The 23,288-nt window shown below is 59.7% G+C and carries 23 protein-coding genes and 1 pseudogene; 13 read left to right on the top strand and 11 right to left on the bottom strand.

Translation table 11 applies throughout. The annotated features are described in order from the left end of the window. Nucleotides 1-130: 130 nt before the first annotated feature. Together rhlB and ACGJAX_RS00880 are read right to left on the bottom strand one after the other, a co-directional pair. The gene (gene rhlB / locus ACGJAX_RS00885) at nucleotides 131-1,618 is read right to left on the bottom strand and encodes an ATP-dependent RNA helicase RhlB (protein WP_390957206.1); all 1,488 of its coding nucleotides are present in this window, start codon (nucleotides 1,616-1,618) and stop codon (nucleotides 131-133) included. A 97-nt stretch (nucleotides 1,619-1,715) separates the two neighbouring features. After that, on the bottom strand, nucleotides 1,716-2,372 hold the full coding sequence (locus ACGJAX_RS00880) for an alpha/beta fold hydrolase (protein WP_390960043.1): 657 nt from the start codon (nucleotides 2,370-2,372) through the stop codon (nucleotides 1,716-1,718). A 467-nt stretch (nucleotides 2,373-2,839) separates the two neighbouring features. On the opposite strand from ACGJAX_RS00880, the gene ACGJAX_RS00875 reads away from it, so the two are divergent. The 6 genes from ACGJAX_RS00875 to ACGJAX_RS00850 all read left to right on the top strand — a co-directional run bounded on the left by ACGJAX_RS00875 (nucleotide 2,840) and on the right by ACGJAX_RS00850 (nucleotide 9,203). Next, complete coding sequence (locus ACGJAX_RS00875) at nucleotides 2,840-3,871, top strand: amino acid ABC transporter substrate-binding protein (RefSeq protein ID WP_090324971.1); 1,032 nt, start codon at nucleotides 2,840-2,842, stop codon at nucleotides 3,869-3,871. Nucleotides 3,872-3,936: 65 nt separating this feature from the next. Further along, nucleotides 3,937-5,118 carry an amino acid ABC transporter permease gene (locus ACGJAX_RS00870; protein ID WP_247256377.1) on the top strand — a complete coding sequence of 394 codons (1,182 nt, stop codon included), beginning with the start codon at nucleotides 3,937-3,939 and terminating at the stop codon, nucleotides 5,116-5,118. 10 nt (nucleotides 5,119-5,128) lie between these two features. After that, complete coding sequence (locus ACGJAX_RS00865; RefSeq protein ID WP_247256378.1) at nucleotides 5,129-6,226, top strand: amino acid ABC transporter permease; 1,098 nt, start codon at nucleotides 5,129-5,131, stop codon at nucleotides 6,224-6,226. 10 nt (nucleotides 6,227-6,236) lie between these two features. Next, nucleotides 6,237-7,001 carry an amino acid ABC transporter ATP-binding protein gene (locus ACGJAX_RS00860; protein WP_003171943.1) on the top strand — a complete coding sequence of 255 codons (765 nt, stop codon included), beginning with the start codon at nucleotides 6,237-6,239 and terminating at the stop codon, nucleotides 6,999-7,001. A gap of 245 nt (nucleotides 7,002-7,246) precedes the next feature. After that, entirely contained in the window at nucleotides 7,247-7,906 is a 660-nt protein-coding gene (locus ACGJAX_RS00855; RefSeq protein WP_390957205.1) for a FadR/GntR family transcriptional regulator, read from the top strand. Continuing rightward, nucleotides 7,896-9,203: a CynX/NimT family MFS transporter gene (locus ACGJAX_RS00850; protein ID WP_390957204.1), complete on the top strand. Its 1,308-nt coding sequence runs from the start codon at nucleotides 7,896-7,898 to the stop codon at nucleotides 9,201-9,203. The genes ACGJAX_RS00855 and ACGJAX_RS00850 overlap by 11 nt, the downstream gene beginning before the upstream one ends. A 52-nt stretch (nucleotides 9,204-9,255) precedes the next feature. On the opposite strand, the gene ACGJAX_RS00845 is transcribed toward ACGJAX_RS00850, so the two are convergent. The 6 genes from ACGJAX_RS00845 to ACGJAX_RS00820 all read right to left on the bottom strand — a co-directional run bounded on the left by ACGJAX_RS00845 (nucleotide 9,256) and on the right by ACGJAX_RS00820 (nucleotide 15,941). Beyond that, complete coding sequence (locus ACGJAX_RS00845; protein WP_390957203.1) at nucleotides 9,256-9,927, bottom strand: DUF1120 domain-containing protein; 672 nt, start codon at nucleotides 9,925-9,927, stop codon at nucleotides 9,256-9,258. A gap of 80 nt (nucleotides 9,928-10,007) precedes the next feature. Further along, a complete protein-coding gene (locus ACGJAX_RS00840) occupies nucleotides 10,008-10,625 on the bottom strand; it encodes a DUF1120 domain-containing protein (protein WP_390957202.1) in 618 nt (205 codons plus the stop codon). Between the two features lie 84 nt (nucleotides 10,626-10,709). Then, a complete protein-coding gene (locus tag ACGJAX_RS00835; RefSeq protein WP_390957201.1) occupies nucleotides 10,710-11,852 on the bottom strand; it encodes a DUF1120 domain-containing protein in 1,143 nt (380 codons plus the stop codon). A 9-nt stretch (nucleotides 11,853-11,861) separates the two neighbouring features. Continuing rightward, the gene (locus tag ACGJAX_RS00830) at nucleotides 11,862-14,345 is read right to left on the bottom strand and encodes a fimbria/pilus outer membrane usher protein (protein WP_390957200.1); all 2,484 of its coding nucleotides are present in this window, start codon (nucleotides 14,343-14,345) and stop codon (nucleotides 11,862-11,864) included. 135 nt (nucleotides 14,346-14,480) lie between these two features. After that, on the bottom strand, nucleotides 14,481-15,197 hold the full coding sequence (locus tag ACGJAX_RS00825) for a fimbria/pilus chaperone family protein (protein ID WP_390957199.1): 717 nt from the start codon (nucleotides 15,195-15,197) through the stop codon (nucleotides 14,481-14,483). A gap of 342 nt (nucleotides 15,198-15,539) precedes the next feature. After that, nucleotides 15,540-15,941, bottom strand: coding sequence for a hypothetical protein (locus ACGJAX_RS00820; protein WP_390957198.1), 402 nt, complete (start codon nucleotides 15,939-15,941; stop codon nucleotides 15,540-15,542). Between the two features lie 66 nt (nucleotides 15,942-16,007). Between ACGJAX_RS00820 and ACGJAX_RS00815 the strand changes: the two genes are divergently transcribed. The 5 genes from ACGJAX_RS00815 to ACGJAX_RS00795 all read left to right on the top strand — a co-directional run bounded on the left by ACGJAX_RS00815 (nucleotide 16,008) and on the right by ACGJAX_RS00795 (nucleotide 19,083). Then, complete coding sequence (locus ACGJAX_RS00815) at nucleotides 16,008-16,253, top strand: hypothetical protein (RefSeq protein WP_390957197.1); 246 nt, start codon at nucleotides 16,008-16,010, stop codon at nucleotides 16,251-16,253. 235 nt (nucleotides 16,254-16,488) lie between these two features. Beyond that, the gene (locus ACGJAX_RS00810) at nucleotides 16,489-17,115 is read left to right on the top strand and encodes a response regulator (protein ID WP_390957196.1); all 627 of its coding nucleotides are present in this window, start codon (nucleotides 16,489-16,491) and stop codon (nucleotides 17,113-17,115) included. A gap of 121 nt (nucleotides 17,116-17,236) precedes the next feature. After that, complete coding sequence (locus ACGJAX_RS00805) at nucleotides 17,237-17,707, top strand: nuclear transport factor 2 family protein (RefSeq protein ID WP_090324952.1); 471 nt, start codon at nucleotides 17,237-17,239, stop codon at nucleotides 17,705-17,707. 41 nt (nucleotides 17,708-17,748) lie between these two features. Next, the gene (locus tag ACGJAX_RS00800) at nucleotides 17,749-18,060 is read left to right on the top strand and encodes a GIY-YIG nuclease family protein (protein ID WP_247256386.1); all 312 of its coding nucleotides are present in this window, start codon (nucleotides 17,749-17,751) and stop codon (nucleotides 18,058-18,060) included. Between the two features lie 87 nt (nucleotides 18,061-18,147). Continuing rightward, nucleotides 18,148-19,083, top strand: a complete 936-nt coding sequence (locus ACGJAX_RS00795; RefSeq protein ID WP_090324949.1) for a glutathione S-transferase family protein — start codon at nucleotides 18,148-18,150, stop codon at nucleotides 19,081-19,083. An 85-nt stretch (nucleotides 19,084-19,168) separates the two neighbouring features. On the opposite strand, the gene ACGJAX_RS00790 is transcribed toward ACGJAX_RS00795, so the two are convergent. After that, the gene (locus tag ACGJAX_RS00790) at nucleotides 19,169-19,519 is read right to left on the bottom strand and encodes a glutaredoxin family protein (RefSeq protein WP_090324948.1); all 351 of its coding nucleotides are present in this window, start codon (nucleotides 19,517-19,519) and stop codon (nucleotides 19,169-19,171) included. Further along, complete coding sequence (yejK, locus tag ACGJAX_RS00785; protein ID WP_247256388.1) at nucleotides 19,519-20,523, bottom strand: nucleoid-associated protein YejK; 1,005 nt, start codon at nucleotides 20,521-20,523, stop codon at nucleotides 19,519-19,521. Before yejK ends, ACGJAX_RS00790 begins: the two co-directional genes overlap by 1 nt. A 396-nt stretch (nucleotides 20,524-20,919) precedes the next feature. Here yejK and ACGJAX_RS00780 point away from each other — a divergent pair, with 396 nt between their 5' ends. Both ACGJAX_RS00780 and ACGJAX_RS00775 read left to right on the top strand, forming a co-directional pair. Continuing rightward, entirely contained in the window at nucleotides 20,920-21,201 is a 282-nt protein-coding gene (locus ACGJAX_RS00780; protein ID WP_007905514.1) for an HU family DNA-binding protein, read from the top strand. A 362-nt stretch (nucleotides 21,202-21,563) separates the two neighbouring features. Then, complete coding sequence (locus tag ACGJAX_RS00775) at nucleotides 21,564-22,001, top strand: DUF3757 domain-containing protein (protein WP_390957195.1); 438 nt, start codon at nucleotides 21,564-21,566, stop codon at nucleotides 21,999-22,001. A gap of 162 nt (nucleotides 22,002-22,163) precedes the next feature. On the opposite strand, the pseudogene rlmF reads toward ACGJAX_RS00775, so the two are convergent. Further along, nucleotides 22,164-23,196 (bottom strand): annotated as a pseudogene (gene rlmF, locus ACGJAX_RS00770) (23S rRNA (adenine(1618)-N(6))-methyltransferase RlmF). Between the last annotated feature and the right edge of the window lie 92 nt (nucleotides 23,197-23,288).

The raw sequence follows: 23,288 nt of genomic DNA, 5'->3' as shown, positions 1-23,288 counted from the left end.
CGGGCAGTGAAATAAACTAATTTGTCTATTATGGACATTTAAATATCGTGATCAAGCGCCCGTTGAAAAAAAGCCGGGCAAAAAAAAGCGCAGTCCGTTGCCGGCTGCGCCTTTTTCTGCAAGTCGTCCGTTACGGGCGCTTGCGCTCAACCGCACGCAGCAGATGCGTCGGTGGTGTTTCACAGCTGATCTTGCGACCCAGCTTCTCTTCGATGGACGGTAGCTGGTAGGAGTCGTCTTCACCGGCAAAGCTGATGGACACGCCGTCTGCGCCAGCGCGACCGGTACGGCCGATGCGGTGCACGTAGTCGTCCGGAACCTCCGGCAGGGTGAAGTTGATCACGTGGCTGATGCCGTCGATGTGGATGCCGCGTCCGGCCACGTCAGTGGCCACCAGCACCCGGATCTTGCCTTCGCGGAAACCTTCCAGGGTCTTGATGCGCTTGTGCTGCGGCACGTCGCCGGACAACTGCGCCGCATTGATGCCATCACGCACCAGGCGTTCTTCGATGCGTCGCACTTCATCCTTGCGGTTGGCGAACACGATCACTCGCTCCCAGCCGTTATCGTTAACCAGGTTGTAGAGCAGTTTGTATTTGTCGGCAGCGGCCACCGCGTAGATGTGCTGCTCGACGTTTTCGTTGGCCACGTTGGTGATTTCGATTTCGACGATGGCCGGGTCGGTGGTCCATTGCTTGGCGAGGTTCATCACGTCTTCGGTGAAGGTCGCGGAGAACAGCAATGTCTGACGCTCGCTCTTGGGCGGGGTCTGGCGAATGATCTGGCGCACTTGCGGGATGAAGCCCATGTCGAGCATGCGGTCGGCTTCGTCCAGCACCATGACTTCGACCATGTCCAGGTGCACGTCGCCGCGCTGGTTGAAGTCCAGCAGGCGGCCCGGCGTGGCAACCAGGATGTCGCAGTGGCGGGATTCGAGGTGCTTGAGTTGCTTGTCGAAGTCCATGCCGCCAACGAAGGTCATGACATTGAGGCCGGTGTACTTGGTCAGGTCGGCGGCGTCCTTGGCGATCTGCACCACCAGTTCACGGGTTGGCGCAATGATCAGTGCCCGTGGCTCACCCATGTAGCGCTCTTTCGGCGGCGGGGTTTGCAGCAGCTGGGTGATGATCGAGATCAGGAACGCGGCGGTCTTGCCCGTGCCGGTCTGGGCGCGGCCGATGGCGTCTTTGCCCGCGAGGGTGAAGCCCAGCACCTGGGCCTGGATCGGCGTGCAATACGGGAAGCCCAGGTCCTGGATGGCGTGCATCAGTTCCGGGGCGAGTTTGAAATCGTGGAAGCGGGTTTTGCCTTCCTGTGGCTCGACGACGAAATCTTCGAGTTTCCACGGGATCACCGGGGCTTTTGGTTTCGGTTCGCGGCGCGGTTTGGCGGGTTTTGGCGTTTCGCTGCGCGGTTGTTCGGTGACAGTGGTCACCGCAGGCTGCTCGGCCGCTGCGGGCTTGGGCTCGTGTTTCGGTGCCGCGGCGGTGGCGGCCCGACCAGGCTGATGACCGTCGGCGCGGTGGCTGGGTGTGTGAGACGGAGCGCTGGGGACTGGCGCGAGTTGCTCAGTCTCGCTTTTACCGAACATTTTCTTGAGTGCTTTGAGCACGGTCATCTCATCAATTGGTTAAGGAATATACGCCGGCCAGTGTAATGCAAGAATCGGGCGCGGCGTAGTGGGATGGATCAAAGGGTGTTTTTAAACGCAGTGTTTAGCGCAGACGCTCGGTGAGCCAGACGCCTATGTCGCGGATTTCCTCGGGTAACACTTCGTGACCCATTGGGTATTCCTGCCATGTCACGGTGACACCACGCTGCTTCAAATGCTCGTAGGCGGTTCGGCCCATCGAGTTTTGCACGACATCATCGTACTGACCGTGCAGCGACAGCACCGGGATGCGTTGCTGGCTGGCGGACAGTTCCAGGGTTTCGCTGAAAGTCGGTGCATAAGTAGAGAGGGCAAGGACACCCCCCAGTGCGCCCTGCCATTTGAGGAACGCGGTGTGTAGAACCACGGCGCCACCCTGGGAAAAACCTGCCAGATAAATCCGCGAGGCGTCTATTCCGGCGGCTCGCTGTGCTTCGATCAGATCCATGACCCGCTGTGCCGACGCTTCCAGCTGCTCGCGATTGATTGCTCGCGCCGGGCTCATGGCCAATATGTCGTACCAGCTCGGCATCTCGTAGCCACCATTGATAGTGACAGCACAGGTGGGCGCCTGGGGCAGGACGAAGCGGGTGGTCAGCAAGGTTTCCTGCAGCGCTTCGGCGACGGGCAGGAAGTCGTAGCGATCGGCGCCAAGGCCGTGCATCCAGATGACGCAGGCGTCTGCGGGCTTGACGGGTTCTAGAATCAAGGGCTCGGTCATGGCTGCTCCAATGTTGTGCATGCGCTCTCATTAAGTGCGAGGTCTGAGTGCGCGTCTGGTTGATCTGTTAATAAGATGTCGCAAGGCTGCAAGTTTTGCTCTTGACCTGTGCCTGAAACGATTTTGCAAGCGGTGTGGTACGGGGTTTGCTATGGGGAAGCGGTGCAACCCATCTCACGCTTGGCGGTAACACTATCAGTGTACTGCTGACCGTGGGATAGCAAAAAATCCGGTGATGGATGTTCGCCAGTGGCCGCTACGGGCTTCGCGAACGTGAAAGGGCTACAGCCCGTTCGGCCGATTGGTGAGAAGTGAGTTGTCCATGATGTGGATTTTCTCCTACTAGACTCATAGCTACGGTCCTACGTCGGTTGACCCTAAAAAAAGCCAACACGGGTCAACAACGCCTCAAAAGGGTGCGATTGGACTCACGCTCCGACACAACAAGAGCAAAACTGGAGGTTTGAATGAAGATGTTGAAATCCACCCTGGCAGTCGTGACTGCAGCGGCAGTACTCGGCGTCAGTGGGTTCGCTCAGGCGGGCGCGACCCTGGATGCAGTGCAGAAGAAAGGTTTCGTACAGTGCGGCGTCAGTGACGGCTTGCCTGGCTTCTCGGTTCCAGACTCCACCGGCAAGATCGTCGGTATCGATGCCGACTACTGCCGTGCCGTGGCCGCTGCGGTCTTCGGCGATGCGACCAAGGTCAAGTTCAGTCAGTTGAACGCCAAGGAACGCTTCACTGCGTTGCAGTCCGGCGAAATCGACATCCTGTCGCGCAACACCACCATGACCAGCTCCCGTGACGCGGGCATGGGTCTGAAATTCCCGGGCTTCATCACTTACTACGACGGCATCGGCTTCCTGGTAAACAACAAGCTGGGCGTCAAGAGTGCCAAGGAGCTGGACGGCGCAACGATCTGCATCCAGGCCGGTACCACCACCGAGCTCAACGTCTCCGACTACTTCCGCGGCAACAACCTGAAGTACACCCCGATCACTTTCGACACCTCCGACGAAAGCGCCAAGTCGCTGGAATCCGGTCGTTGCGACGTGCTGACTTCCGACAAGTCCCAGCTGTTCGCCCAGCGCAGCAAGCTGGCTTCGCCGAAGGACTACGTGGTTCTGCCGGAAACCATTTCCAAGGAGCCACTGGGCCCGGTCGTGCGTAACGGCGACGACGAGTGGCTGGCCATCGTGCGCTGGACTGGCTACGCCATGCTCAACGCTGAAGAAGCAGGTATCACTTCGAAGAACGTCGAAGCTGAAGCCAAATCCACCAAGAACCCGGACGTTGCCCGTCTGCTGGGTACCGACGGTGAATACGGCAAAGACCTGAAAGTGAAAAAAGACTGGGTCGTCCAGATCGTCAAGCAAGTCGGTAACTACGGCGAAGTGTTCGAGAGAAACCTCGGCAAGAGCACTCCGCTGGAAATCGACCGCGGGCTGAACGCCTTGTGGAACGCTGGCGGCATTCAATACGCACCACCAGTGCGCTGATGGTTCTATCACCCGGTGGGCCAACCACCGGGTGATGTTCTGTTCCATTATTTGCGGGGCACTTCATGCAAAATTCAATCGGCGCACCGAAGCAGAGGCTCAGTCTCAGCGATCCGAAAGTGCGTGCGTGGCTATTCCAGATCATCACCATTGTCGCGGTGGTCTCGATGGGCTGGTATCTGTTCGATAACACGCAGACCAACCTTCAGCACCGGGGCATTACCTCGGGCTTCAGCTTTCTGGAGCGCAGTGCCGGTTTCGGCATCGCTCAACACCTGATCGACTACACGGAATCGGACAGTTATGCCCGAGTCTTTGTCATCGGCCTGCTCAATACCTTGCTGGTGACCTTCATCGGCGTGATCCTGGCGACGATCCTCGGATTCATCGTCGGTGTGGCACGGCTGTCGAAGAACTGGATCATCGCCAAGCTGGCGACGGTCTACGTGGAAGTTTTCCGTAACATTCCGCCGCTGCTGCAGATCCTGTTCTGGTATTTCGCGGTGTTCCTGACCATGCCGGGACCGCGCAACAGCCATAACTTCGGCGACACCTTTTTCGTCAGCGCCCGTGGCCTGAACATGCCGGCCGCGAAGCTGGCGGACGGTTTCTGGCCGTTCGTGGTCAGTGTGATCGTGGCTATCGTCGCCATCGTGCTGATGAGCCGCTGGGCCAACAAACGCTTCGAAGAAACCGGCGTACCGTTCCACAAATTCTGGACCGGTCTGGCGTTGTTCCTGGTGATTCCGGCGCTGTGCGCGCTGATCTTCGGCGCACCGCTGCATTGGGAAATGCCGAAGCTGCAAGGCTTCAACTTCGTCGGTGGCTGGGTGCTGATCCCGGAACTGCTGGCCTTGACCCTGGCCCTGACGGTGTACACCGCGGCGTTCATCGCCGAGATCGTGCGCTCGGGCATCAAATCGGTCAGCCACGGCCAGACCGAAGCGGCGCACTCGCTCGGCCTGCGCAACGGTCCGACCCTGCGCAAGGTGATCATCCCGCAGGCCCTGCGCGTGATCATTCCGCCGCTCACCAGCCAATACCTGAACCTGGCGAAGAACTCCTCGCTGGCGGCCGGTATCGGTTACCCGGAAATGGTCTCGCTGTTTGCCGGTACGGTGCTGAACCAGACCGGGCAGGCGATCGAAGTGATTGCGATCACCATGAGCGTGTACCTGGCGATCAGTATCAGCATTTCCCTGCTGATGAACTGGTACAACAAGCGCATTGCGCTCATCGAGCGGTAAGGAAAAGCGCATGAGTACTCATACCTTCAAACCCGACATGCCACCTCCGAGCAGCAGCATCGGTGTGGTGGCGTGGATGCGCGCGAACATGTTCTCCAGCTGGCTCAACACCCTGCTGACCCTGTTTGCGTTCTACCTGATCTACCTGGTGGTGCCGCCGATCCTGCATTGGGCGATCCTCGACGCCAACTGGGTCGGTACCACCCGCGCCGACTGCACCAAATCCGGCGCCTGCTGGGTGTTCATCCAGCAGCGCTTCGGCCAGTTCATGTACGGCTACTACCCGCCGGAACTGCGCTGGCGCGTGGACCTGACCGTGTGGCTGGCGGTCATCGGAGTGGCACCGCTGTTCATCTCGCGCTTTCACCATAAAGCGGTGTATGGCCTGAGCTTCCTGGTGCTGTACCCGATCATTGCCTACTTCCTGTTGCATGGCGGCCTCTTCGGCCTGACCAACGTGGCGACCAGCCAATGGGGCGGCTTGATGCTGACCCTGGTGATCGCCACCGTCGGTATCGCCGGTGCATTGCCGCTGGGGATTATCCTGGCCCTGGGTCGTCGTTCGAACATGCCGGCGATTCGTGTGGTCTGCGTGACCTTCATTGAGTTCTGGCGCGGCGTGCCGTTGATCACGGTGCTCTTCATGTCCTCGGTGATGCTGCCGTTGTTCCTGCCCGAAGGCATGAACTTCGACAAGCTGCTGCGGGCCCTGATCGGCGTGATCCTGTTCCAGTCGGCCTACGTGGCTGAAGTGGTGCGTGGCGGTCTGCAAGCGATTCCCAAGGGGCAGTACGAAGCCGCCGCGGCGATGGGCCTGGGTTACTGGCGCAGCATGGGCCTGGTGATTCTGCCGCAAGCCCTGAAGCTGGTGATCCCCGGCATCGTCAACACCTTCATTGCGCTGTTCAAGGACACCAGCCTGGTGATCATCATCGGCCTGTTCGACTTGCTCAACAGCGTCAAACAAGCCGCCGCCGACCCGAAATGGCTGGGCATGGCCACCGAAGGCTATGTGTTCGCCGCCCTGGTGTTCTGGATTTTCTGTTTTGGTATGTCCCGCTACTCCATGCATTTGGAACGTAAGCTCGACACTGGCCACAAGCGTTAGGAGTTCTTTTATGAGCGAAGCAATCAAACAGCCTGTGAGCCCTGAAGGCATTATTCAGATGCAGGGCGTGAACAAGTGGTACGGCCAGTTTCACGTACTCAAGGACATCAACCTCAACGTCAAACAGGGCGAGCGTATCGTGCTGTGCGGCCCGTCGGGTTCCGGCAAGTCCACCACCATCCGCTGCCTCAACCGTCTGGAAGAGCACCAGCAAGGCCGCATCGTGGTCGATGGTGTGGAGTTGACCAACGACCTCAAGCAGATCGAAGCGATCCGTCGTGAAGTCGGCATGGTGTTCCAGCACTTCAACCTGTTCCCGCACCTGACCATTTTGCAGAACTGCACCCTGGCGCCGATGTGGGTGCGCAAGATGCCCAAGCGCAAGGCCGAGGAAATCGCCATGCACTACCTGGAGCGCGTACGCATTCCGGAGCAGGCGCATAAATTCCCGGGGCAACTGTCCGGCGGTCAGCAGCAGCGTGTGGCGATTGCCCGTGCGCTGTGCATGAAACCGAAAATCATGTTGTTCGACGAACCGACTTCGGCACTCGACCCCGAGATGGTGAAAGAGGTGCTGGACACCATGATCGGCCTGGCCGAAGACGGCATGACCATGCTCTGCGTCACCCACGAAATGGGCTTCGCCCGTACCGTGGCCAACCGCGTGATCTTCATGGACAAGGGTGAAATCGTCGAACAGGCTGCGCCGAACGACTTCTTCGACAACCCGCAGAACGACCGCACCAAGCTGTTCCTGAGCCAGATCCTGCATTGATCGACGCTCGCCAGTGAAATGAACCCGGACATGTTCCGGGTTTTTTTTACCCAAAGAAAACCGCGACCCTGTAGGAGCGAGCCTGCACGCGATGACCGAGAGCGCGCCGCGGGACGTCAGGCGTTTATCGTTAACGTTGACGTCCATCGCGAGCAAGCTCGTTCCTATAGGTGGTTGCCGTTCTGAAACAAGCTGACTAACATGTCAGAAAATTCATCCTATGATTGGATGACAGGGCGAATCCAATGTCTGAAATTTCTCCATTAGTTAAACGATCCCTGGTCGATCAGGCCCTGGATCAATTGCGCCTGCGCATCAATGAGGGGGTCTGGGTGGTGGGCCAGCGCTTGCCTACCGAGCCGGAGTTGTCCGCCGAGCTGGGCATCAGCCGCAACACCGTGCGTGAAGCCATGCGGGTGCTGGCGTTTTCCGGCCTGATTGAAATCCGTCAGGGTGACGGCAGTTACCTGCGGGCGGTGGTCGACCCGCTGGACACGCTGAAGGCGCTGTCCCGTTGCTCCCTTGAGCAGGCCCGGGAAACCCGGCACATCCTCGAAGTCGAGGCCATCGGCCTGGCGGCCTTGCGTCGTACCGATGAAGACCTGCTGGCCTTGCGTGAGGCGCTGGCGGCCAGCGGCAGTCACTATCACGGCGATCTCGATACGTACATCGCCTGCGATCTGGTGTTCCACCGCCGTCTGGTGGACGCCGCACACAACCCGACCCTCAGCGAGCTGTATCGCTACTTCTCCAGCGTGGTCGGCGCGCAGTTGCGTCAGACCCTGAACATCGTCCCGCGCCGACAGGAAGTGTTCGACCTGCACATCGCGCTGCTCGATGCGGTCGAGCAACGCGACCCGGAGCGGGCCAAAGCCTTGTCGAGGCAGTTGATCAATGAACCTTGAAAGCGAGAACACCATGACCAGCGATTCAGGCAGCACCGCTCAACCCAAACGCACGGCTGAGCTGGAAGAGCTGCTGATCGACGCCGAAGCCGATGATGAACAAGTCCAGCAAACCCATCCGGTCTTGCGCCGGCCATGGCTATTGCTGCTGGGCCTGATTCTGGTCGCGCTGAACCTGCGCCCGGCATTGTCGAGCATGGCGCCGATGCTCAGCGAAGTCTCGAAATCCCTGGGACTGTCGGCGTCCCAGGCGGGCTTGCTGACGACCTTGCCGGTCCTCTGTCTGGGGCTGTTCGCGCCGCTGGCGCCGCTGCTGGCGCGACGTTTTGGCGCCGAGCGGGTGGTGCTGGGCATTCTCCTGACCCTGGCCGGCGGGATCGTTCTGCGCAGTTCCTTTGGCGAGATCGGCCTGTTCGCCGGCAGCGTGCTGGCGGGTGCCAGCATCGGTGTGATCGGCGTGCTGTTGCCGGGCATCGTCAAGCGTGACTTCGCCAAACAGGCCGGGACCATGACCGGCGTCTACACCATGGCCCTGTGCCTGGGCGCTGCCATGGCCGCAGGTTCCACCGTGCCGCTGAGCGAGCATTTCGACAGGAGCTGGGCACTGGGCCTCGGTTTCTGGGTGATCCCGGCGCTGGTTGCCGCGCTGTTCTGGTTGCCACAAGTCGGCCAGAAACACGGCGCGCACAACGTTGCCTACCGCGTTCGCGGATTGCTGCGTGACCCACTGGCCTGGCAAGTGACCTTGTACATGGGCTTGCAATCGTCCCTGGCCTACATCGTGTTCGGCTGGTTGCCGTCGATCCTGATCAGCCGTGGCCTGACGCCGACCCAGGCCGGCCTGGTGCTGTCGGGTTCAGTGATTGTGCAATTGGTCAGCTCGCTGGCCGCGCCCTGGCTGGCCACGCGCGGCCAGGATCAACGCATGGCCATCGTGATCGTCATGGCCTTGACCCTTGGCGGCTTGTTCGGCTGCCTGTATGCGCCGCTCGATGGCTTGTGGGGCTGGGCGATCGTGCTGGGGCTAGGGCAGGGCGCCACGTTCAGCCTGGCCTTGACCCTGATCGTGCTGCGCTCGCGGGATTCCCATGTGGCGGCGAACCTGTCGAGCATGGCTCAGGGATTTGGCTACACCCTGGCCTCCATGGGGCCGTTCGCGGTGGGCATCGTGCATGACTGGACCGGCGGCTGGTCTGCGGTGGGCTGGATCTTCGGGGTGATTGGCCTGGGCGCGATCATCGCTGGCCTTGGGGCCGGTCGTGCGCTGTACGTGCAGGTCGTCAGCGAAAAAATCTGATCGGGCACTGAATCACTCCCTTTGACGCCTGGAGTGATTCAGCGTCAGGGGCTTACAGGTAGGTCAATTCAAATGTCGCGGAACCGTCCATTTTGATTTCGTCAGTCAAGGTCAGGCTGTTGGCTGGAGCGATGTAAGTCACGACCTCAAGATCCATCGTGAGGTTTTCTACGGGGCTCGGGATGTACCTGCCGCCCGGTGCGCTGGTACCTGCCGATGTGTACTGATCCTTGCCCAGAACCTCGATGCGAACCCAGTCTGGACGGGTCCCGGAGATATCATATGCGCGGATCGGCGTTAAGGTTGAGCCGTCTGCCATGGCGCTTTTGATGTCGGCCCGGAAGATTCCGATCTTTTCACCCCTGGCGGTAAACCCCAGGCCGAAGTAGTTGTCGGCCAACGTCGAGCTGGCCTGGTTGTCGATGCCATACAGGGCTACCGCCATCGGAGCGCTGCAGGTCACGCTCAATTGCATCGGATGGGCCCCCACCCGGGTGTTGGTGTCCAGGTTGAGATCTTTCGCGGAGATCTTGCCGTTATCAATGATGCCGCCATTGGACAGGCTCGGTGTGCAAGCCTGTGGCGTGATGACGCCCGTGACGGTCAGATCGGTACTGGACGCCGCGACGGCAAAGGGCGCGACGCTGATCAGTGCGGTGGCGGAAAGTGCAGCGAAATAGTTTTTCATGTTGGTTAATGCTTCTTTTCGGTGTTTGCTTTCCATTCCCCGTTGCAAAGGCACAGAGGATGGAGACGTGAGCCGAACCACTCGCCCAGACGCTGCGGGTGGTTCAGCGCCGGGGCTTAGATGTAAGTCATTTCAAATGTCACCGCACCGTCCATGAGCACCTCGTCGGTCAGGGTCAGGCTGTCGGCGCGGGCGATGTTGGTGTTGACCTCGAAATCCATGGTGAGGTCTTTCACAAACAGCGGGGTGCTCAGGTCGGTGGTGGAACCGACTGACAGGAGGTATCCGGGGCTTGTTACCCAGGCTGCCTTCCAGGTTTTACCCTCGTCTTCGGAGTCGATGGCGTGTGCCGCCACGCCGTCTGCCAGGGCATTTTTGACATCGACGCGAACCCAGCCCAGTTTCTCGCCAGCGTCGGTCAGGCCCAGGCCGAACCAGGTTGCCATAGAGGCCGTGCCGGCCTGGCGATCGATGGGCTTCAATGCAAACTGAGTCGGCCCATCGCATGACACCGCCAATTGCAGCGGATAGGTGCCGATCAACGTATCGCGCACGGGGTCGAGATCCTTCGCCGAGATCTTGCCGTTATCCACGACACCGCCCTTGGACAGGCTCGGTGTGCAGGCAGACGGGGTGATGACGCCGGTGACCGTCAGGTCGGTTGACGACGCGAGGGCATAGGGTGCGACGCTGACCAGAGCGGCAGTCGACAGGGCCACGAAATACTTTTTCATTTCTTTTCCTTTTGTGGGTGGTTGTTTCCTTGAATGGCCCAGGGCGTTCGATTGCGCCCTGGGGTCAACAAGGTGGGTTGGGTGTTACAGGTAAATAATCTCGATCGTTCCCGAGCCATCGAGCTGGACGGCGGAGCTCAGGTCCAGGCTTGAGGTGGGCGCAATGACGGCCTCGACGGTGACGCCGGTTGTCAGGTTCTGAATCGCGACCGGGCCTGCGGTGCTGCCGGCGATGTCGGTAAAGCCCAGGTAGCTTTTCTGGCCGACGGGTATCGGGCTTGAACTGGCTGTACTCCAGGCGGCGCCTGTGGTGGTGGAGTCGGTTCGGTACAGGCGCGCAAAGCTGTCGGCGCTGGCATCGGCCGGATCGACGTTCAGCGAATACAGGCCGATCTTGTTGCCGCGGTTATCGAATGCCAGGCCGAAATAAATCTCACTGTTGACCGTCGCCGAGCCTGCGCGGTTGTCGTGCATCACCAGGGCAAAGTGGGTCGGTGCATCACAACCGACCCGCAGCGTCAGGGACTTGGGCGGCAGTCGAGTGCCCTGGTCGGCATTCAGATCGCTCTTGGACAACCTGCCAAAGTCGACCAGGCCGCCGTTGGACAGCATCGGTTTGCAAGCTCCCGGCGCGAAGCGGGCGCGCAGGATGGCTTCCCGGGAGCGGCCTGCCGCGACCGCGTCGAATACACCTGTGGTTTCCCAGGTGACGGCTTCACGCACTCGCATCGCTTGCTCCTGAGCCCAGGCGGTCACCTCGATCTGCGCGGAGAAGCTCCGACCCTGAACCGCTGTGCCGGCGCGCACTGGCGCGATGCCGTGTTCCGGGCGCCAGGTCAGGGTCGATGCGGTTTCCACAGGTGACTGGCCGACCTTGGAAATCAGTCCCAAATCGACCGATTGCCCATCAAGTACGCCGTCGCGAATACGCATTTCATAGCTGCCGTGCTCCGCGAAGTCATAGCGTTCGGCGGTCGCGGCCATGGCGCGGTAGAACACGCTCATGTCGGTGGGCTGCGAACAACTCAGGTTGAGGCCCAGGCGACGTTCACCCAAGGTGCGTACCGGAGTCGTATCGATGCGTATCGCACGGTTCATCAAGCCGTAGTCGAGCACGGGCTGGCTGAGGCTGAGCTGACAGTCTTGCGGCAGCGCCCAGGCGTGGGATGAGAGGGCGCCCAGCGTCAGAGGGGCGAGGACAGGCAGCAGGTAACGGGACAGGTTCATCAATTATCCTCAGAGGGCTCGGCACTGGGCAGCGGCGGTTTCGTAGTACGCCTCGGAGTCGGCTTTGGCCGGCAGCTCGAAATCGAGTCGGCAGCGCTCAAGCCCCGGCGCGGTTATCCACAGCGGCCGTGAGTCGAGCACATTGGGCAAAAACACTTGGCCGGCGTCCTGAACCAGCGTCACGAACTCGCCGTCCTCGGTATTCACCGTCGCGCCTCGGGGCAGTGGTGCGCCCTGGCTTGTGGTGACCTTGAGCAAGGCGCGGCGGGTCATCGATACCCCGAACTCGATGCGCTCGACCGCACCACGACCGGCCGATATCACGGCCATGCCGTTGTTGATATCGATATTGCGCGGTAGCGAACGGGTATCGATTTCCACCGCACTGCGGCCATAGGCTGCGACCTGCGGGACCACCGCCTGACCTTGCCGGTCGGTCCAGACCGGGCCGCTGGGGGTGCTGACCTTGATGGCGTCCATCTCACCGACCGACAGCAGGGCGAAGGTGTCGCGCACTGGATACGGCGACAGCGTCAAGCCACCGCCATGCAGTACGGCACCGCCGCGGGCGCCGGCCTGATAGCTCGAGTGCTCGGCGTCGGAACGGGTGTAACTGAGGTCCAGTTGGCTGGAGTGCGGCAGCAACGAGACGCCGGCAGTGGACTGCACCTGTTTGTCGCGGGTGTCGTGTTCGACGCCGATCCGATAGCCGAATCGGTCGTTGACCCGTTCGTTCAGGCCGACGCCGCTGCGGTATTCGCCAGCGGTGCTGCGCACCCAGGTTCGCGCCCGGCGACTTTCACCCAGGGGAATACTGAGACTCAGGTAAACACTGTCACCACTGCGGCCCGCCCCGCTGAGTTGCCATTGCGCGTTTGCCGAAACGGATACCCCACCGATGCTGGTGCCCCATGACGCCAGGGCGCGACTGTTGCTTTGGCCGTCGTATGAAGAAGAGCGACTAATGCCGCCGCTGAAGGCGCCCAGGACCGGGTGTGACCAGGCCAGCGCGACGCTTTGGCGATCGCGGTAACGGGATTTGTCGTTGTCTGACGAGATGCCGAAGACAGCATCCTCAAGTTCGCGGTAGCCGAAGGTCCGGTAGGCGCTGCCGACATTGATCGACCATTGGTCATCGAATCGATGGGACGCGCTCAGGTCGCCTTGCAGTCCGCGGGAGGGCGCGCGTCCACCGGCGTCCGCCTGCAAAAGGCTGGCCTGAATCTGCGTCTCGGGCGAGGGCAACAGGCCGAGACTGAAACCTGTCGCACGATAATCAGCCGCGGCTGTCATGCCCGCGCTGAACTGCAATTGAGGATCCAGCGCACCGCTCCAGCCACCGCTGATCATCCATGGAAGGCCATCCTGGGTATCGCTTGTACTGCGTACCTGGCCCGCTGCAAGCGAAAAGCCTGGCGCGGGAAGGCCGACGCCAAGCATGGCGGCCGGCACGATAAAGCTGCGCTCACTGCCGTCCGCCTCTTTGACCGTGACTTCCACATCGGAGCGATGGTTGAGCCGACGCACGTCATTCAACGAAAACGGGCCGGCGGGCACCACTGTCGAATGAATCAGCGAACCGTTCTGCCGAACTTCGATCTGCGCCTGGCTCTGCGCAATCCCTTCAATCACCGCGTTTTGGCTTTCGACCTGCAGGGCCTGCTCGGTCATGACTTGCACACCGGTTATCTGCGCACCGGCGAGCACCGGGTTATAGAGATTGATCTGCCCGGCCTGCAGCACCGCTTGCTGACTGGCGAAGGTGCGCTGGGCGTACGCCGCCAGATGGCTGGTGCGCGACACGTCATCCTGCCGGGTCTGCACCTGGCGACTGCGCACGATCCAGTCGCCGGCGTTGAAGCCGAGTTCGGTATTGGCTGACAGATAACGGCTCGACTGATCGCCGAGGTGGCTGTACAGGCTGTTGATGTCGTAATTGAGCAGACCGGCGAAGCCACCGGTTTGATAGCCGGTAAAGTCCCGGGTTGCCGGCCGGATCGAATCAGTGGGCACGATCAATGACAGGCTCAGGCTGGCGGGGTCCGGGTCGATCGCGGTTTGCGGCCAGGCACCGAGGAAATCGTTACAAGGCTGATCGTCCGGCGTGCCGGCAGGAAGCCTCAGGTTCGCTGTGTCGAGCAGGGCCTGGTCAAAGCACAAGTCACCGTGGCGATCGAACGCGGCATCCACCCGCCCGCGGCGCTGACCGTTGACCGTGAGCGTGACCGGATGTCGACCCGCGGTGAAGCGAGGCGCTTGTAGCAGCTGGGTCGCCAGTGCCGGATCGATACCGCGTTGCTGCAACGTTTTCTTGTCAAATGCAGTCAGCAGCGGCGAGTCGGCCATGACATCGGCGCCGACATCGGTCAGCACCAGTGCATTGGCCAACCCCAGCGCCACACTGGCCCAGGGGCGGGATCGCGGAAGGCGAGCGTTCGCCACCCGAATTGCGGGCATGGCTTCGCCATCACAGTAGGTCGATACGGTGTTCATGGGGTTCACTAGTCTTTTGTCAGCGTGCTGCTCGACACGCTGCGGTTCAGGCACACGTTCGGCGACGATCAGCGGGTCGTCGCATTGGTCTCTCGCCAGCGCCCGCATTTCGCCGGGGCGCCAGGGTGATGCGTATCAGGATTCGATGGGTGCGTCGTAGTGCGGCACCGCAAAGCCGTAGACGGTGGCGGGCAGGAAGCGCACCTGCGTCGCTGTTGTGGCCGTTGCCGGCACACTGATGCTCTCGCCGGGCAGCACATAGGTTCGTGGCAACAAAGCACCGCTCCCCGATGGCAACAATTGCAGCTCCTGCGGCAGGCGCACCACATAAGGTGTTTCGTTGCGCACGGTCAGTTGGCCGTCCCGCAATGACCATTGCAGGCCGGTCCACGGCGTGCGATTGGGCGCCAGGCCCTTAGGGTGCAGAATCAATGGCAGGTTCTGGCGCACGGTCACGCCGACGCGGGCATGCCCGGCTTCGGCGGCAGGCCTGCCCTGGGGAATGCCTTCAAAGATCACGCGCTTCAAGCGTTGAGTGAGCAAGGGTTTTTCCGATTGCAGGATGAAGCGCACCAATTGGGTTTTCGACGCCTCGACGCGGGACAGCGGAGGGGTCACGAACACCAGGGATTCGTTGTCCTGCTCGATGTTTTCAATGGTGACGTGAAGCAACGCCAGGTTGGCGTCGGTGTTGGTCACGGAAACGGAGGCCTCGCCATCGGCCTCGTTGACAATCACCACCGAGGTGTTCGGGACCATGCCATCGGCTTGCGCCTGGGTGGCCAGTAACAGAACGAGCGCGCCGATACCGCTGTGAATCAAGGGGCGCGCGAAAGTAAAAAACATCGTCATGACGTGTCTCGTTGATAGTTTCGATAAGGAGCCGATGGTTTCGGTCGGATGGCCGCTTGCAGATGACAACGGGGCCAAGGATGCAACGGGCATCAGGGATTTTCGGAAATGGGGGGCTCACCGATTGAGGTGCCATTTAAGCGGCTGGCATTGGCGCCTTGAATGCAACAAGTACGAAAGCAACGGTCCGGTGTGTAGAAAAGTGTTGCAAACAGTGCCTTGCCATTGGCCGCACGGTCGTCGGCGTGCAGGCAGCCGGTCAAAGGAGCTGGGATGTACCCGTGGGGTCTTCAGGAAAAATGGGCAACAGGGCGGATCCACCATTGCCCGAACGATTGGGCGTTACAGATACTTGAGTTGCAGGGTCGCTGAGCCGTCGATCAGCACGTCGTCGGTCAGGGTCAGTTCCCTGGTTCTGGCGATTTGAGTGGTTATTCGAAGATCCAGGGTCAGGTCTTTCACTCGGAGCGGCGTACTGGTGTCGTCCATGGCGCCGACTGCCCAAAGATTGTCGGCATCCCAGTAATCCTTGATCCAGGTTTTTCCGCCGTCCGTCGATACAATATGTTGTGCGTCGACTCCGTCGGCCCTCATATTCAACGCATCAACCATGAAGCTGCCCAGCTTCTCGCCTGCATTGGTCAGGCCCAGTCCAAATTGACTGCGCGTGCCCCAGGCGGTACCGGCCCGATGGTCGATCGGAGAAAAGTAATACTGAACCGGCGCATCGCAGTTCACGGCCATTTGCAGCGCTAGTTTGGGCAAAGTAGTGGGGTTGTCGGGCCGGAGGTCTTTCGCGGAAATTTTGCCATGATCGACAATGCCACCCCGGACAGCGTCGGCGTGCACGCACTTGGGGTGATGACGCCAGTGACGGTCAAGTCGGTGCTGGCGGCAAAAGCGGGCGAAGCTGTCGTCAGGAGTAATGCAGTGCAGAGTGCGCTTAACGTCTTGTTCATGCAGGGGCTCTTTTCGGCAAAAGGGGATCAGGGATTGAGGCGCAATTTAGACGGGTGCAGTCAGCGATTTGAATGCAACAAATACGAAAAGCGATAGCACTGTTTATGTAGAGATGTATTGGGTGATGGCGGATGCACCGATTGCTGGTCGCCCACTGCTGTAGGTTTTTGCGTTGTGCAATGTATGAATAATCTGAAAGTTTGTAAGGTAAAAGCACTGGCCCTTGAATACGTTGACTGAACCCGTTTTCGGCGTCTGGCGAGGCATTGTGGGAGGGAGAAAACGGCGTTAATTTCCGCGCCCTTCAATCACAAGCAGGAGACCTCCCACTATGCGAGTCGTAATTGCTGACGACCACAGCGTCGTCCGCATCGGGCTGCGGATATTGATCAATGCCACCCGGCGATGCGTCATCGTCGCTGAGGCTGAGGGTACCGATAGCCTGATGCGCGTTCTTTCGGATACACCGTGCGATCTGTTGATCACCGATTTCTCGATGCCGGGAGGACGGCAGGCCGATGGTTTGAAAATGTTGAGTACGATTCGGCGCGACCATCCGGCATTGCCGGTCATTGTGCTGACGATGTTTACCAGCGTCGCGACAGCGAGGGCGGCGCTGGCTCAGGGGGTGCGGGCCATTGTCGCCAAATCCGCGTCGGAGACTGAACTGCCCCTGGCGATCAAAGCGGCGGGGGTGGGGCGCCGCTACATCAGTGAGTCATTGCGAACACTGCTGGCTGACACAGGCAGCCAGATGATTGAGTTGCCGTTGTCGGCCAAAGAGCATGAAGTGGTGAGAATGCTGGCCTGCGGCATGACCGTCAGCGAAATTGCCAGTCACTTCCAGCGCAGTGTGTCGACCATCAGTAAACAAAAAAACATGGCCATGCACCGCTTGGGCATCTCCACGGATGCCGAGCTTTTTTCCTACGCCCGTGACAGCGGAATGTCGCCCTAGACGCTCAGCGCAGGAGCGGTCCCGCTATTCTCGCGGCGAATGCCCATAGCGTTCGGCTCATTCGCAGACTATCGTGCAGGCCATCTTTCGAAAATATTTTGCAACAACAGGGAGCCTGCCCATGAGCGATGTCCACAGTGCATTGATCACCCGTTTCTACCAGGCCTTCCAGCGCCTGGATGCCGAGGCCATGGCTGCCTGCTATACCGATGACGTGGTGTTCAGTGATCCGGCGTTTGGCGAGCTGCACGGACGTGATGCCAGCGACATGTGGCGCATGCTGACCACCCGGGCCAAGGATTTCTCCCTGAGTTTCGATAACGTGCGCGCCGATGAGCGCACCGGCGCTGCCCATTGGGTGGCGACCTACCTGTTCAGTCAAACCGGAAACGTTGTGGTCAATGAGATTCAGGCGCGTTTTGTCTTCCGTGACGGCAAGATTTGCGAGCATCACGACAGCTTCGATCTGTGGAAGTGGTCGCGTCAGGCGCTGGGTTTCAAAGGCCTGCTGCTCGGTTGGACGCCGTTGGTGAGTAATGCAGTTCGTGCTCAGGCCTTGAAGGGGCTGAGGGCATTCCAGGCCAGCCGCTGATAAGATCGCGGCTTGTTTCCCTTTCAAGCACTGATCGTTACGTGAACGCCCCCAGCGAAAACCCTGTCGACACCGTCACTGCGGTGAGCAAACCCTGGTTCGTCTATCTCGTGCGCGCGGCCAATGGTTCGCTCTACTGCGGGATCAGCGACGATCCCGTGCGTCGCTTCGCCAAGCATCAAAGCGGCAAAGGGGCACGCTTCTTCCTGTCCAGCCCGGCCATGGCGCTGGTCTACACCGAAGTCTGTCGCGACAAGAGCGAAGCGTTGCGCCAGGAACGCCTGATCAAGAAGCTCAAGAAAAGCGCCAAGGAATGCCTGGTGGCCAGCGCGGCCGCAGGCTTATCACTCTGACTGATCAGGTCCCATCAGGCAGATCTGTAGGCTGCTAACCGATTGCGCGTTAAGCTGCGACTTCCTATTCGTGCGGCGGAGCCGAGCATGTCCGAGTTGATCCTGCATCATTACCCGACGTCCCCATTTGCCGAAAAGGCGCGATTGCTACTGGGTTTCAAGGGGCTGTCCTGGCGCTCGGTGAAGATCTCACCGGTGATGCCCAAACCTGATCTGACCGCGTTGACCGGTGGCTATCGCAAGACCCCGGTGCTGCAGATCGGTGCGGATATTTATTGCGATACTTCGTTGATCGCCCGTCGATTGGAGCAGGAAAAAGCCTTGCCGGCGTTCTTCCCGGAAGGACAGGAAATGATCGCCGCCAGCTTCGCCAGCTGGGCCGATTCGGTGGTGTTCCAGCATGCGGTCAGCCTGGTGTTTCAGCCGGAGTCGATCGCGGTGCGCTTTGGCAACCTGTCACCGGAGGCGATCAAGGCCTTTATCGCCGACCGCGCCGGGCTGTTCAGCGGTGGCAGTGCGACACGCCTGTCGGCGGAACAAGCCAGGCATCAATGGCCGACGATCATGTCTCGGCTGGAGCAACAGCTGCAGCGTGAGGAGGGGGATTACCTGTTCGGCGAGCCGTCGATTGCCGACTTCGCCCTGGCGCATTCGCTATGGTTTCTCAAAGCGACGCCCGTGACGTCTCCGCTTGTGGATAACTATCCTGCGGTGACCGCGTGGCATGCCCGTGTGTTGGGGTTCGGCCATGGCGCTTCGAGCGAGATGAGCTCCGAAGAGGCGCTGCAAGTGGCGCGAACGTCCACCCCGGCGGCATTGCCGGATGAGCAGTTCGATGAGCCGAATGGTTTCAAGGCTGGCCAGCCAGTGGTGATTGCTGCGACCGACTATGGCGTCGATCCGGTGGCGGGTGAGTTGTTGTTTGCCGGTCGCGAGGAGTTGATTCTTCGTCGCGAAGACGAGCGTGGCGGTGTGGTGCATGTGCACTTCCCGCGGTTTGGTTTCCGGATCGAAGCGCAGTAACCGCAAACCGCTGATTATCTGATGGCTCGATAACCTGTGGGAGCTGACTTGCCAGCTCCCACAAAGGGTAAGTCGGTTTGAGCGGTTATTTCAGGGCGGCCAGGATCGCATCCGGGTCATATTTGCGGATCAGCGTGCCGTTCACATCGATGATCGGAATCCCGCCGCCGCCCAGCGCTACATAGTCCTTGCGCGCCACAGCATCCTTTTCGATATCGAATTCCTTGTAAGGAATGTTCCTTTGATCGAGAAAGCGCCGGGTCTGTTTGCAGTAGCCGCACCAGTCCGTGCTGTAGATCACGACATTGGCTTTGAGCTGCATCTGCTCGGACACCAGTCGGGTCGGATCCATCAGGCGCTCGATCTTGCCCCAATTCTGGTAGACCACGACCACCAGCAGGATCAGCAGGCATTTCTTCAACACATTGCCCAGCATCAGTTGCGACGCTTGAGCTGGTCGGTGAGCGAGGTGGGCAGGCCCTTGATGATCAGCGTGCCGGCCTCTTCGTCATACTCGATCTTCGAGCCCAGCAAATGCGCCTCGAAACTGATCGACAGGCCTTCGGCGCGACCGGTGAAGCGGCGGAACTGGTTCAGGGTGCGCTTATCGGCCGGGATCTCCGGCGACAGGCCGTAATCCTTGTTGCGGATGTGGTCGTAGAAGGCTTTCGGGCGTTCTTCGTCGATCAGCTCCGACAGCTCTTCCAGGCCCATGGGCTCGCCCAGTTTGGCCTGGCTGCTGGCGTAATCCACCAGGGTCTTGGTTTTTTCGCGAGCGGAGTCTTCCGGGAGGTCTTCGCTCTCGACGAAGTCACTGAACGCCTTGAGCAGCGTGCGGGTTTCGCCCGGGCCGTCGACGCCTTCCTGGCAGCCGATGAAGTCGCGGAAATACTCCGAAACCTTTTTGCCGTTCTTGCCTTTGATGAACGAAATGTACTGCTTGGACTGCTTGTTGTTCTGCCACTCGGACACGTTGATCCGCGCCGCCAGGTGTAACTGGCCAAGGTCCAGGTGACGGGACGGGGTCACGTCCAGTTGATCGGTCACCGCGACGCCCTCGCTGTGGTGCAGCAGGGCAATGGCCAGATAGTCGGTCATGCCTTGTTGGTAGTGCGCAAACAGGACATGGCCGCCGACCGAGAGGTTGGATTCCTCCATCAGTTTTTGCAGGTGTTCCACCGCCACGCGGCTGAACGCCGTGAAGTCCTTGCCGCCATCAAGGTATTCCTTCAGCCAGCCGCTGAATGGAAAGGCCCCGGACTCCGGATGAAACAGCCCCCAGGCTTTGCCTTGTTTGGCGTTATAGCTTTCATTGAGGTCGGCGAGCATGTTCTCGATAGCGGCGGACTCGGCCAGTTCCGATTCGCGGGCGTGGAGAACTGCAGGTGTGCCGTCGGGTTTTTTGTCGATCAGGTGGACGATGCAATGACGGATCGGCATGGGCTTCTCGGCTGGTTGAAGAGAGGAGGGCGTGCTCCCCCGAAAAAGCGCTCAGTGTACCGCAACCGCTGGTTTTGGCGCGGAGCGAAGGCCAATTCCACGGTGACCGGCGGTGCTTATGCGATTTTTTCCCGGTTTAGAGCAATAAAGCTGACCAAATGGGTAGCTAGAGGCGGATATTTCCCCGTCTCTGTGCTAGTTTTGCCCGGTCTTACGCGAAGTCACTGCGTTAAGCGTGCATTCAGCATTTGTCAGGTCGAACCAAACCCTGATTTCGGTATCTATAATCCCGATCCAGTGGTTATTTGGCCGAGGGTGCCAGATCCAGAAGATCGGGCTCGATGGCTGACACTGCACTCTGCAATCCATATGAATTTGATAGGGAAGGAACACTACATGGCTCTTACTAAAGACCAACTGATCGCCGACATCGCTGAAGCTATCGACGCGCCAAAAACCACCGCGCGTAACGCTCTGGACCAACTGGGCCAAATCGTTGCCGATCAGCTGGAAAACGGCGGCGAAATCACTCTGCCAGGTATCGGCAAGCTGAAAGTGACTGAGCGTCCTGCCCGTACTGGCCGTAACCCTTCGACTGGCGCTGCCATCGAAATCGCTGCCAAGAAAGTGATCAAGCTGGTTGTGGCCAAAGGCCTGACCGACGCTGTTAACAAGTAAGACTTGTTAAAAGAAACCGTGCGCCGGAGCAGTCCGGGCACGGTTTTTTTGTGCCCGTCAAAAAGATCTGCGCCAGGTGGATCGATGTAACACTTTGTTTATTTAGCTGCATGACGTTTTGTCTCCTGATATTTCAGCGGCGATCATTTCTGGTAACGAATTTTTGGACATGTCGGTTAAATATCAATTCGGCTTTTTAGTGTGAGTTGAATAAGTCGGTTTTCTCTGTCTATCTAGCGAAATTTCCCACAGAACTGATAGTTAAGTGTATGCCGTGGATCGGTAGTATCGATCTGGTGTCGCGCTCGGCTTTGCGTAAAAGCCAAAAACTCAATTCTGGTTGTTAGTTACAGGGACGTTTTATGAAACTTAAACAGTTGGTGATGTGTGTGTCGATTCTGTTGTCCGGTCAGGCCTGGGCAAGTGTCACGGAGTACTGCCCAAGCCCTTCAGACATCAAGGAGTTGGCCTCGGGTGTCTACAAAGCCCCCACGGCCAGCGGTGACGGCGAGTGGTATGGCGTGTCTCAGGGCGGCCAGGGACCGGTGGGTGAGTTCGAGTTGGCGATCTTCATGCCTCACAAGGATGTCGAGGGGAATACCGTCATAGGGGAAGTCCAGCGTTGTGGTTACAGGCTGCAAAAGGGCGGCGCGGTGGATATGAAGTTCAAAAGGGAAGGGACTGTCGCGAGTATTGATGCCGGCGGGTCGTGGGAAGAGTGGAACTCACGGTACTACTGCGATAACAAAGAAGTGCGCGGGTGCGCATTCAAAGAGATCGTCAGGCCAGCGAAGCGCTGATGTATAGCCTGTTTGGCTTGGGCCACCTGGCGAGTTGCAATCAAAGGCAGCGTTCGCACTGTTAGTAAGTAAAACGTGTAAAAAAAACCGTGCACCGGATTAACCGGGCACGGTTTTTTTATGGCAACGACTTGTCCCAAGGCAAGTCACTGCGATGTTCTGTTATTCCGTTGAAGCCTTTGCCCAGCGCGCCTGACGCCAAGCCTGTTGCTGTGCCTTGGTCTGGAACGTCCAGGCGACGAAGCGACTCTGCTTCTGACCCTGGGACATTTCCACCACTCGGCTTTCCAGTGCGCCCGCCTTTTTCAGGGCGGACTGGATCGCAGGCAGGTTCGAGGCCTTCGACACCAGTGTGCTGAACCACAGCACCTGTTGCCCCACCTGCGCGCTCTCGCTGATCAATTGCGTGACAAACCGTGCCTCGCCACCCTCACACCACAACTCCGCCGCCTGACCGCCAAAATTCAACACCGGCAGTTTGCGCTTCGGATCGGCCTTGCCCAGCGCGCGCCATTTACGCGTGCTGCCTCGGGTCGCTTCCTCCAGAGACGCATGGAACGGCGGGTTGCACATAGTCAGGTCAAACCGCTCGGCGTTTTCGAGCAGGCCCAGCAGGATCTGTTTCGGGTTGCTCTGCTGACGGATCTGAATGGCCTTGTTCAAACCGTTGGACTGAATAATGGCTTTGGCGGCGGCGATGGCGGTGGCGTCGATCTCCGAACCGAGGAACTGCCAGCGATAGTCGCTGTGACCGATCAGCGGATACACACAGTTGGCGCCCATGCCGACATCCAGGACCTTCACTGCTGCGCCACGGGGGGATCACACCGTCATTGCCGCTGGCCAGCAGGTCGGCCAGAAAGTGCACGTAATCCGCACGTCCCGGCACTGGCGGACACAGATAGTCGGCCGGAATGTCCCAATGGGCGATGCCATAGAACGACTTGAGCAGCGCCCGATTGAACACCCGCACCGCATCCGGGCTGGCGAAGTCGATGCTTTCCTTGCCATACGGGTTGGTGATCACGAACTGCTTCAATTCCGGCGTGGTTTTGATCAGTGCCGGGAAGTCGTAGCGACCCTGGTGGCGATTGCGCGGATGCAGGCTGGCCTTCTCGCGTGGTTCAGCGGCTTTGGCTGCCTTGGTCGGTTCAGGCTTTTGGCGCGCAGGTTTGGGGGGGCGGGGGGCAGTCATGGGTGTGGTCGATTCGGGCATGGCTAAAAGTGGCGGGTATTGTCCCACATCTGCCTCCATGACGCGGTACAGGCTTTCTGAGCCGGCTTGCC

It is taken from the genome of Pseudomonas moorei (assembly GCF_042846945.1).
Classification (GTDB): Bacteria; Pseudomonadota; Gammaproteobacteria; order Pseudomonadales; family Pseudomonadaceae; genus Aquipseudomonas; species Aquipseudomonas moorei.
This window is presented reverse-complemented; position numbering and strand designations above follow the sequence as displayed.

What these genes read in the sequence shown, in the direction of transcription:
- ACGJAX_RS00850 (WP_390957204.1), top strand. Translation starts at nt 7,896, where the DNA reads ATGAACCTTGAAAGCGAGAACACCATGACCAGCGATTCAGGCAGCACC.
- ACGJAX_RS00830 (WP_390957200.1), bottom strand. Translation starts at nt 14,345, where the DNA reads ATGAACACCGTATCGACCTACTGTGATGGCGAAGCCATGCCCGCAATT.
- ACGJAX_RS00825 (WP_390957199.1), bottom strand. Translation starts at nt 15,197, where the DNA reads ATGACGATGTTTTTTACTTTCGCGCGCCCCTTGATTCACAGCGGTATC.
- ACGJAX_RS00775 (WP_390957195.1), top strand. Translation starts at nt 21,564, where the DNA reads ATGAAACTTAAACAGTTGGTGATGTGTGTGTCGATTCTGTTGTCCGGT.
- ACGJAX_RS00860 (WP_003171943.1), top strand. Translation starts at nt 6,237, where the DNA reads ATGAGCGAAGCAATCAAACAGCCTGTGAGCCCTGAAGGCATTATTCAG.
- ACGJAX_RS00875 (WP_090324971.1), top strand. Translation starts at nt 2,840, where the DNA reads ATGAAGATGTTGAAATCCACCCTGGCAGTCGTGACTGCAGCGGCAGTA.
- ACGJAX_RS00795 (WP_090324949.1), top strand. Translation starts at nt 18,148, where the DNA reads ATGTCCGAGTTGATCCTGCATCATTACCCGACGTCCCCATTTGCCGAA.
- ACGJAX_RS00870 (WP_247256377.1), top strand. Translation starts at nt 3,937, where the DNA reads ATGCAAAATTCAATCGGCGCACCGAAGCAGAGGCTCAGTCTCAGCGAT.
- rhlB (WP_390957206.1), bottom strand. Translation starts at nt 1,618, where the DNA reads ATGACCGTGCTCAAAGCACTCAAGAAAATGTTCGGTAAAAGCGAGACT.
- ACGJAX_RS00810 (WP_390957196.1), top strand. Translation starts at nt 16,489, where the DNA reads ATGCGAGTCGTAATTGCTGACGACCACAGCGTCGTCCGCATCGGGCTG.
- ACGJAX_RS00880 (WP_390960043.1), bottom strand. Translation starts at nt 2,372, where the DNA reads ATGACCGAGCCCTTGATTCTAGAACCCGTCAAGCCCGCAGACGCCTGC.
- yejK (WP_247256388.1), bottom strand. Translation starts at nt 20,523, where the DNA reads ATGCCGATCCGTCATTGCATCGTCCACCTGATCGACAAAAAACCCGAC.
- ACGJAX_RS00805 (WP_090324952.1), top strand. Translation starts at nt 17,237, where the DNA reads ATGAGCGATGTCCACAGTGCATTGATCACCCGTTTCTACCAGGCCTTC.
- ACGJAX_RS00835 (WP_390957201.1), bottom strand. Translation starts at nt 11,852, where the DNA reads ATGAACCTGTCCCGTTACCTGCTGCCTGTCCTCGCCCCTCTGACGCTG.
- ACGJAX_RS00790 (WP_090324948.1), bottom strand. Translation starts at nt 19,519, where the DNA reads ATGCTGGGCAATGTGTTGAAGAAATGCCTGCTGATCCTGCTGGTGGTC.
- ACGJAX_RS00855 (WP_390957205.1), top strand. Translation starts at nt 7,247, where the DNA reads ATGTCTGAAATTTCTCCATTAGTTAAACGATCCCTGGTCGATCAGGCC.
- ACGJAX_RS00840 (WP_390957202.1), bottom strand. Translation starts at nt 10,625, where the DNA reads ATGAAAAAGTATTTCGTGGCCCTGTCGACTGCCGCTCTGGTCAGCGTC.
- ACGJAX_RS00845 (WP_390957203.1), bottom strand. Translation starts at nt 9,927, where the DNA reads ATGGAAAGCAAACACCGAAAAGAAGCATTAACCAACATGAAAAACTAT.
- ACGJAX_RS00820 (WP_390957198.1), bottom strand. Translation starts at nt 15,941, where the DNA reads ATGGCCGTGAACTGCGATGCGCCGGTTCAGTATTACTTTTCTCCGATC.
- ACGJAX_RS00815 (WP_390957197.1), top strand. Translation starts at nt 16,008, where the DNA reads ATGATCGACAATGCCACCCCGGACAGCGTCGGCGTGCACGCACTTGGG.
- ACGJAX_RS00865 (WP_247256378.1), top strand. Translation starts at nt 5,129, where the DNA reads ATGAGTACTCATACCTTCAAACCCGACATGCCACCTCCGAGCAGCAGC.
- ACGJAX_RS00780 (WP_007905514.1), top strand. Translation starts at nt 20,920, where the DNA reads ATGGCTCTTACTAAAGACCAACTGATCGCCGACATCGCTGAAGCTATC.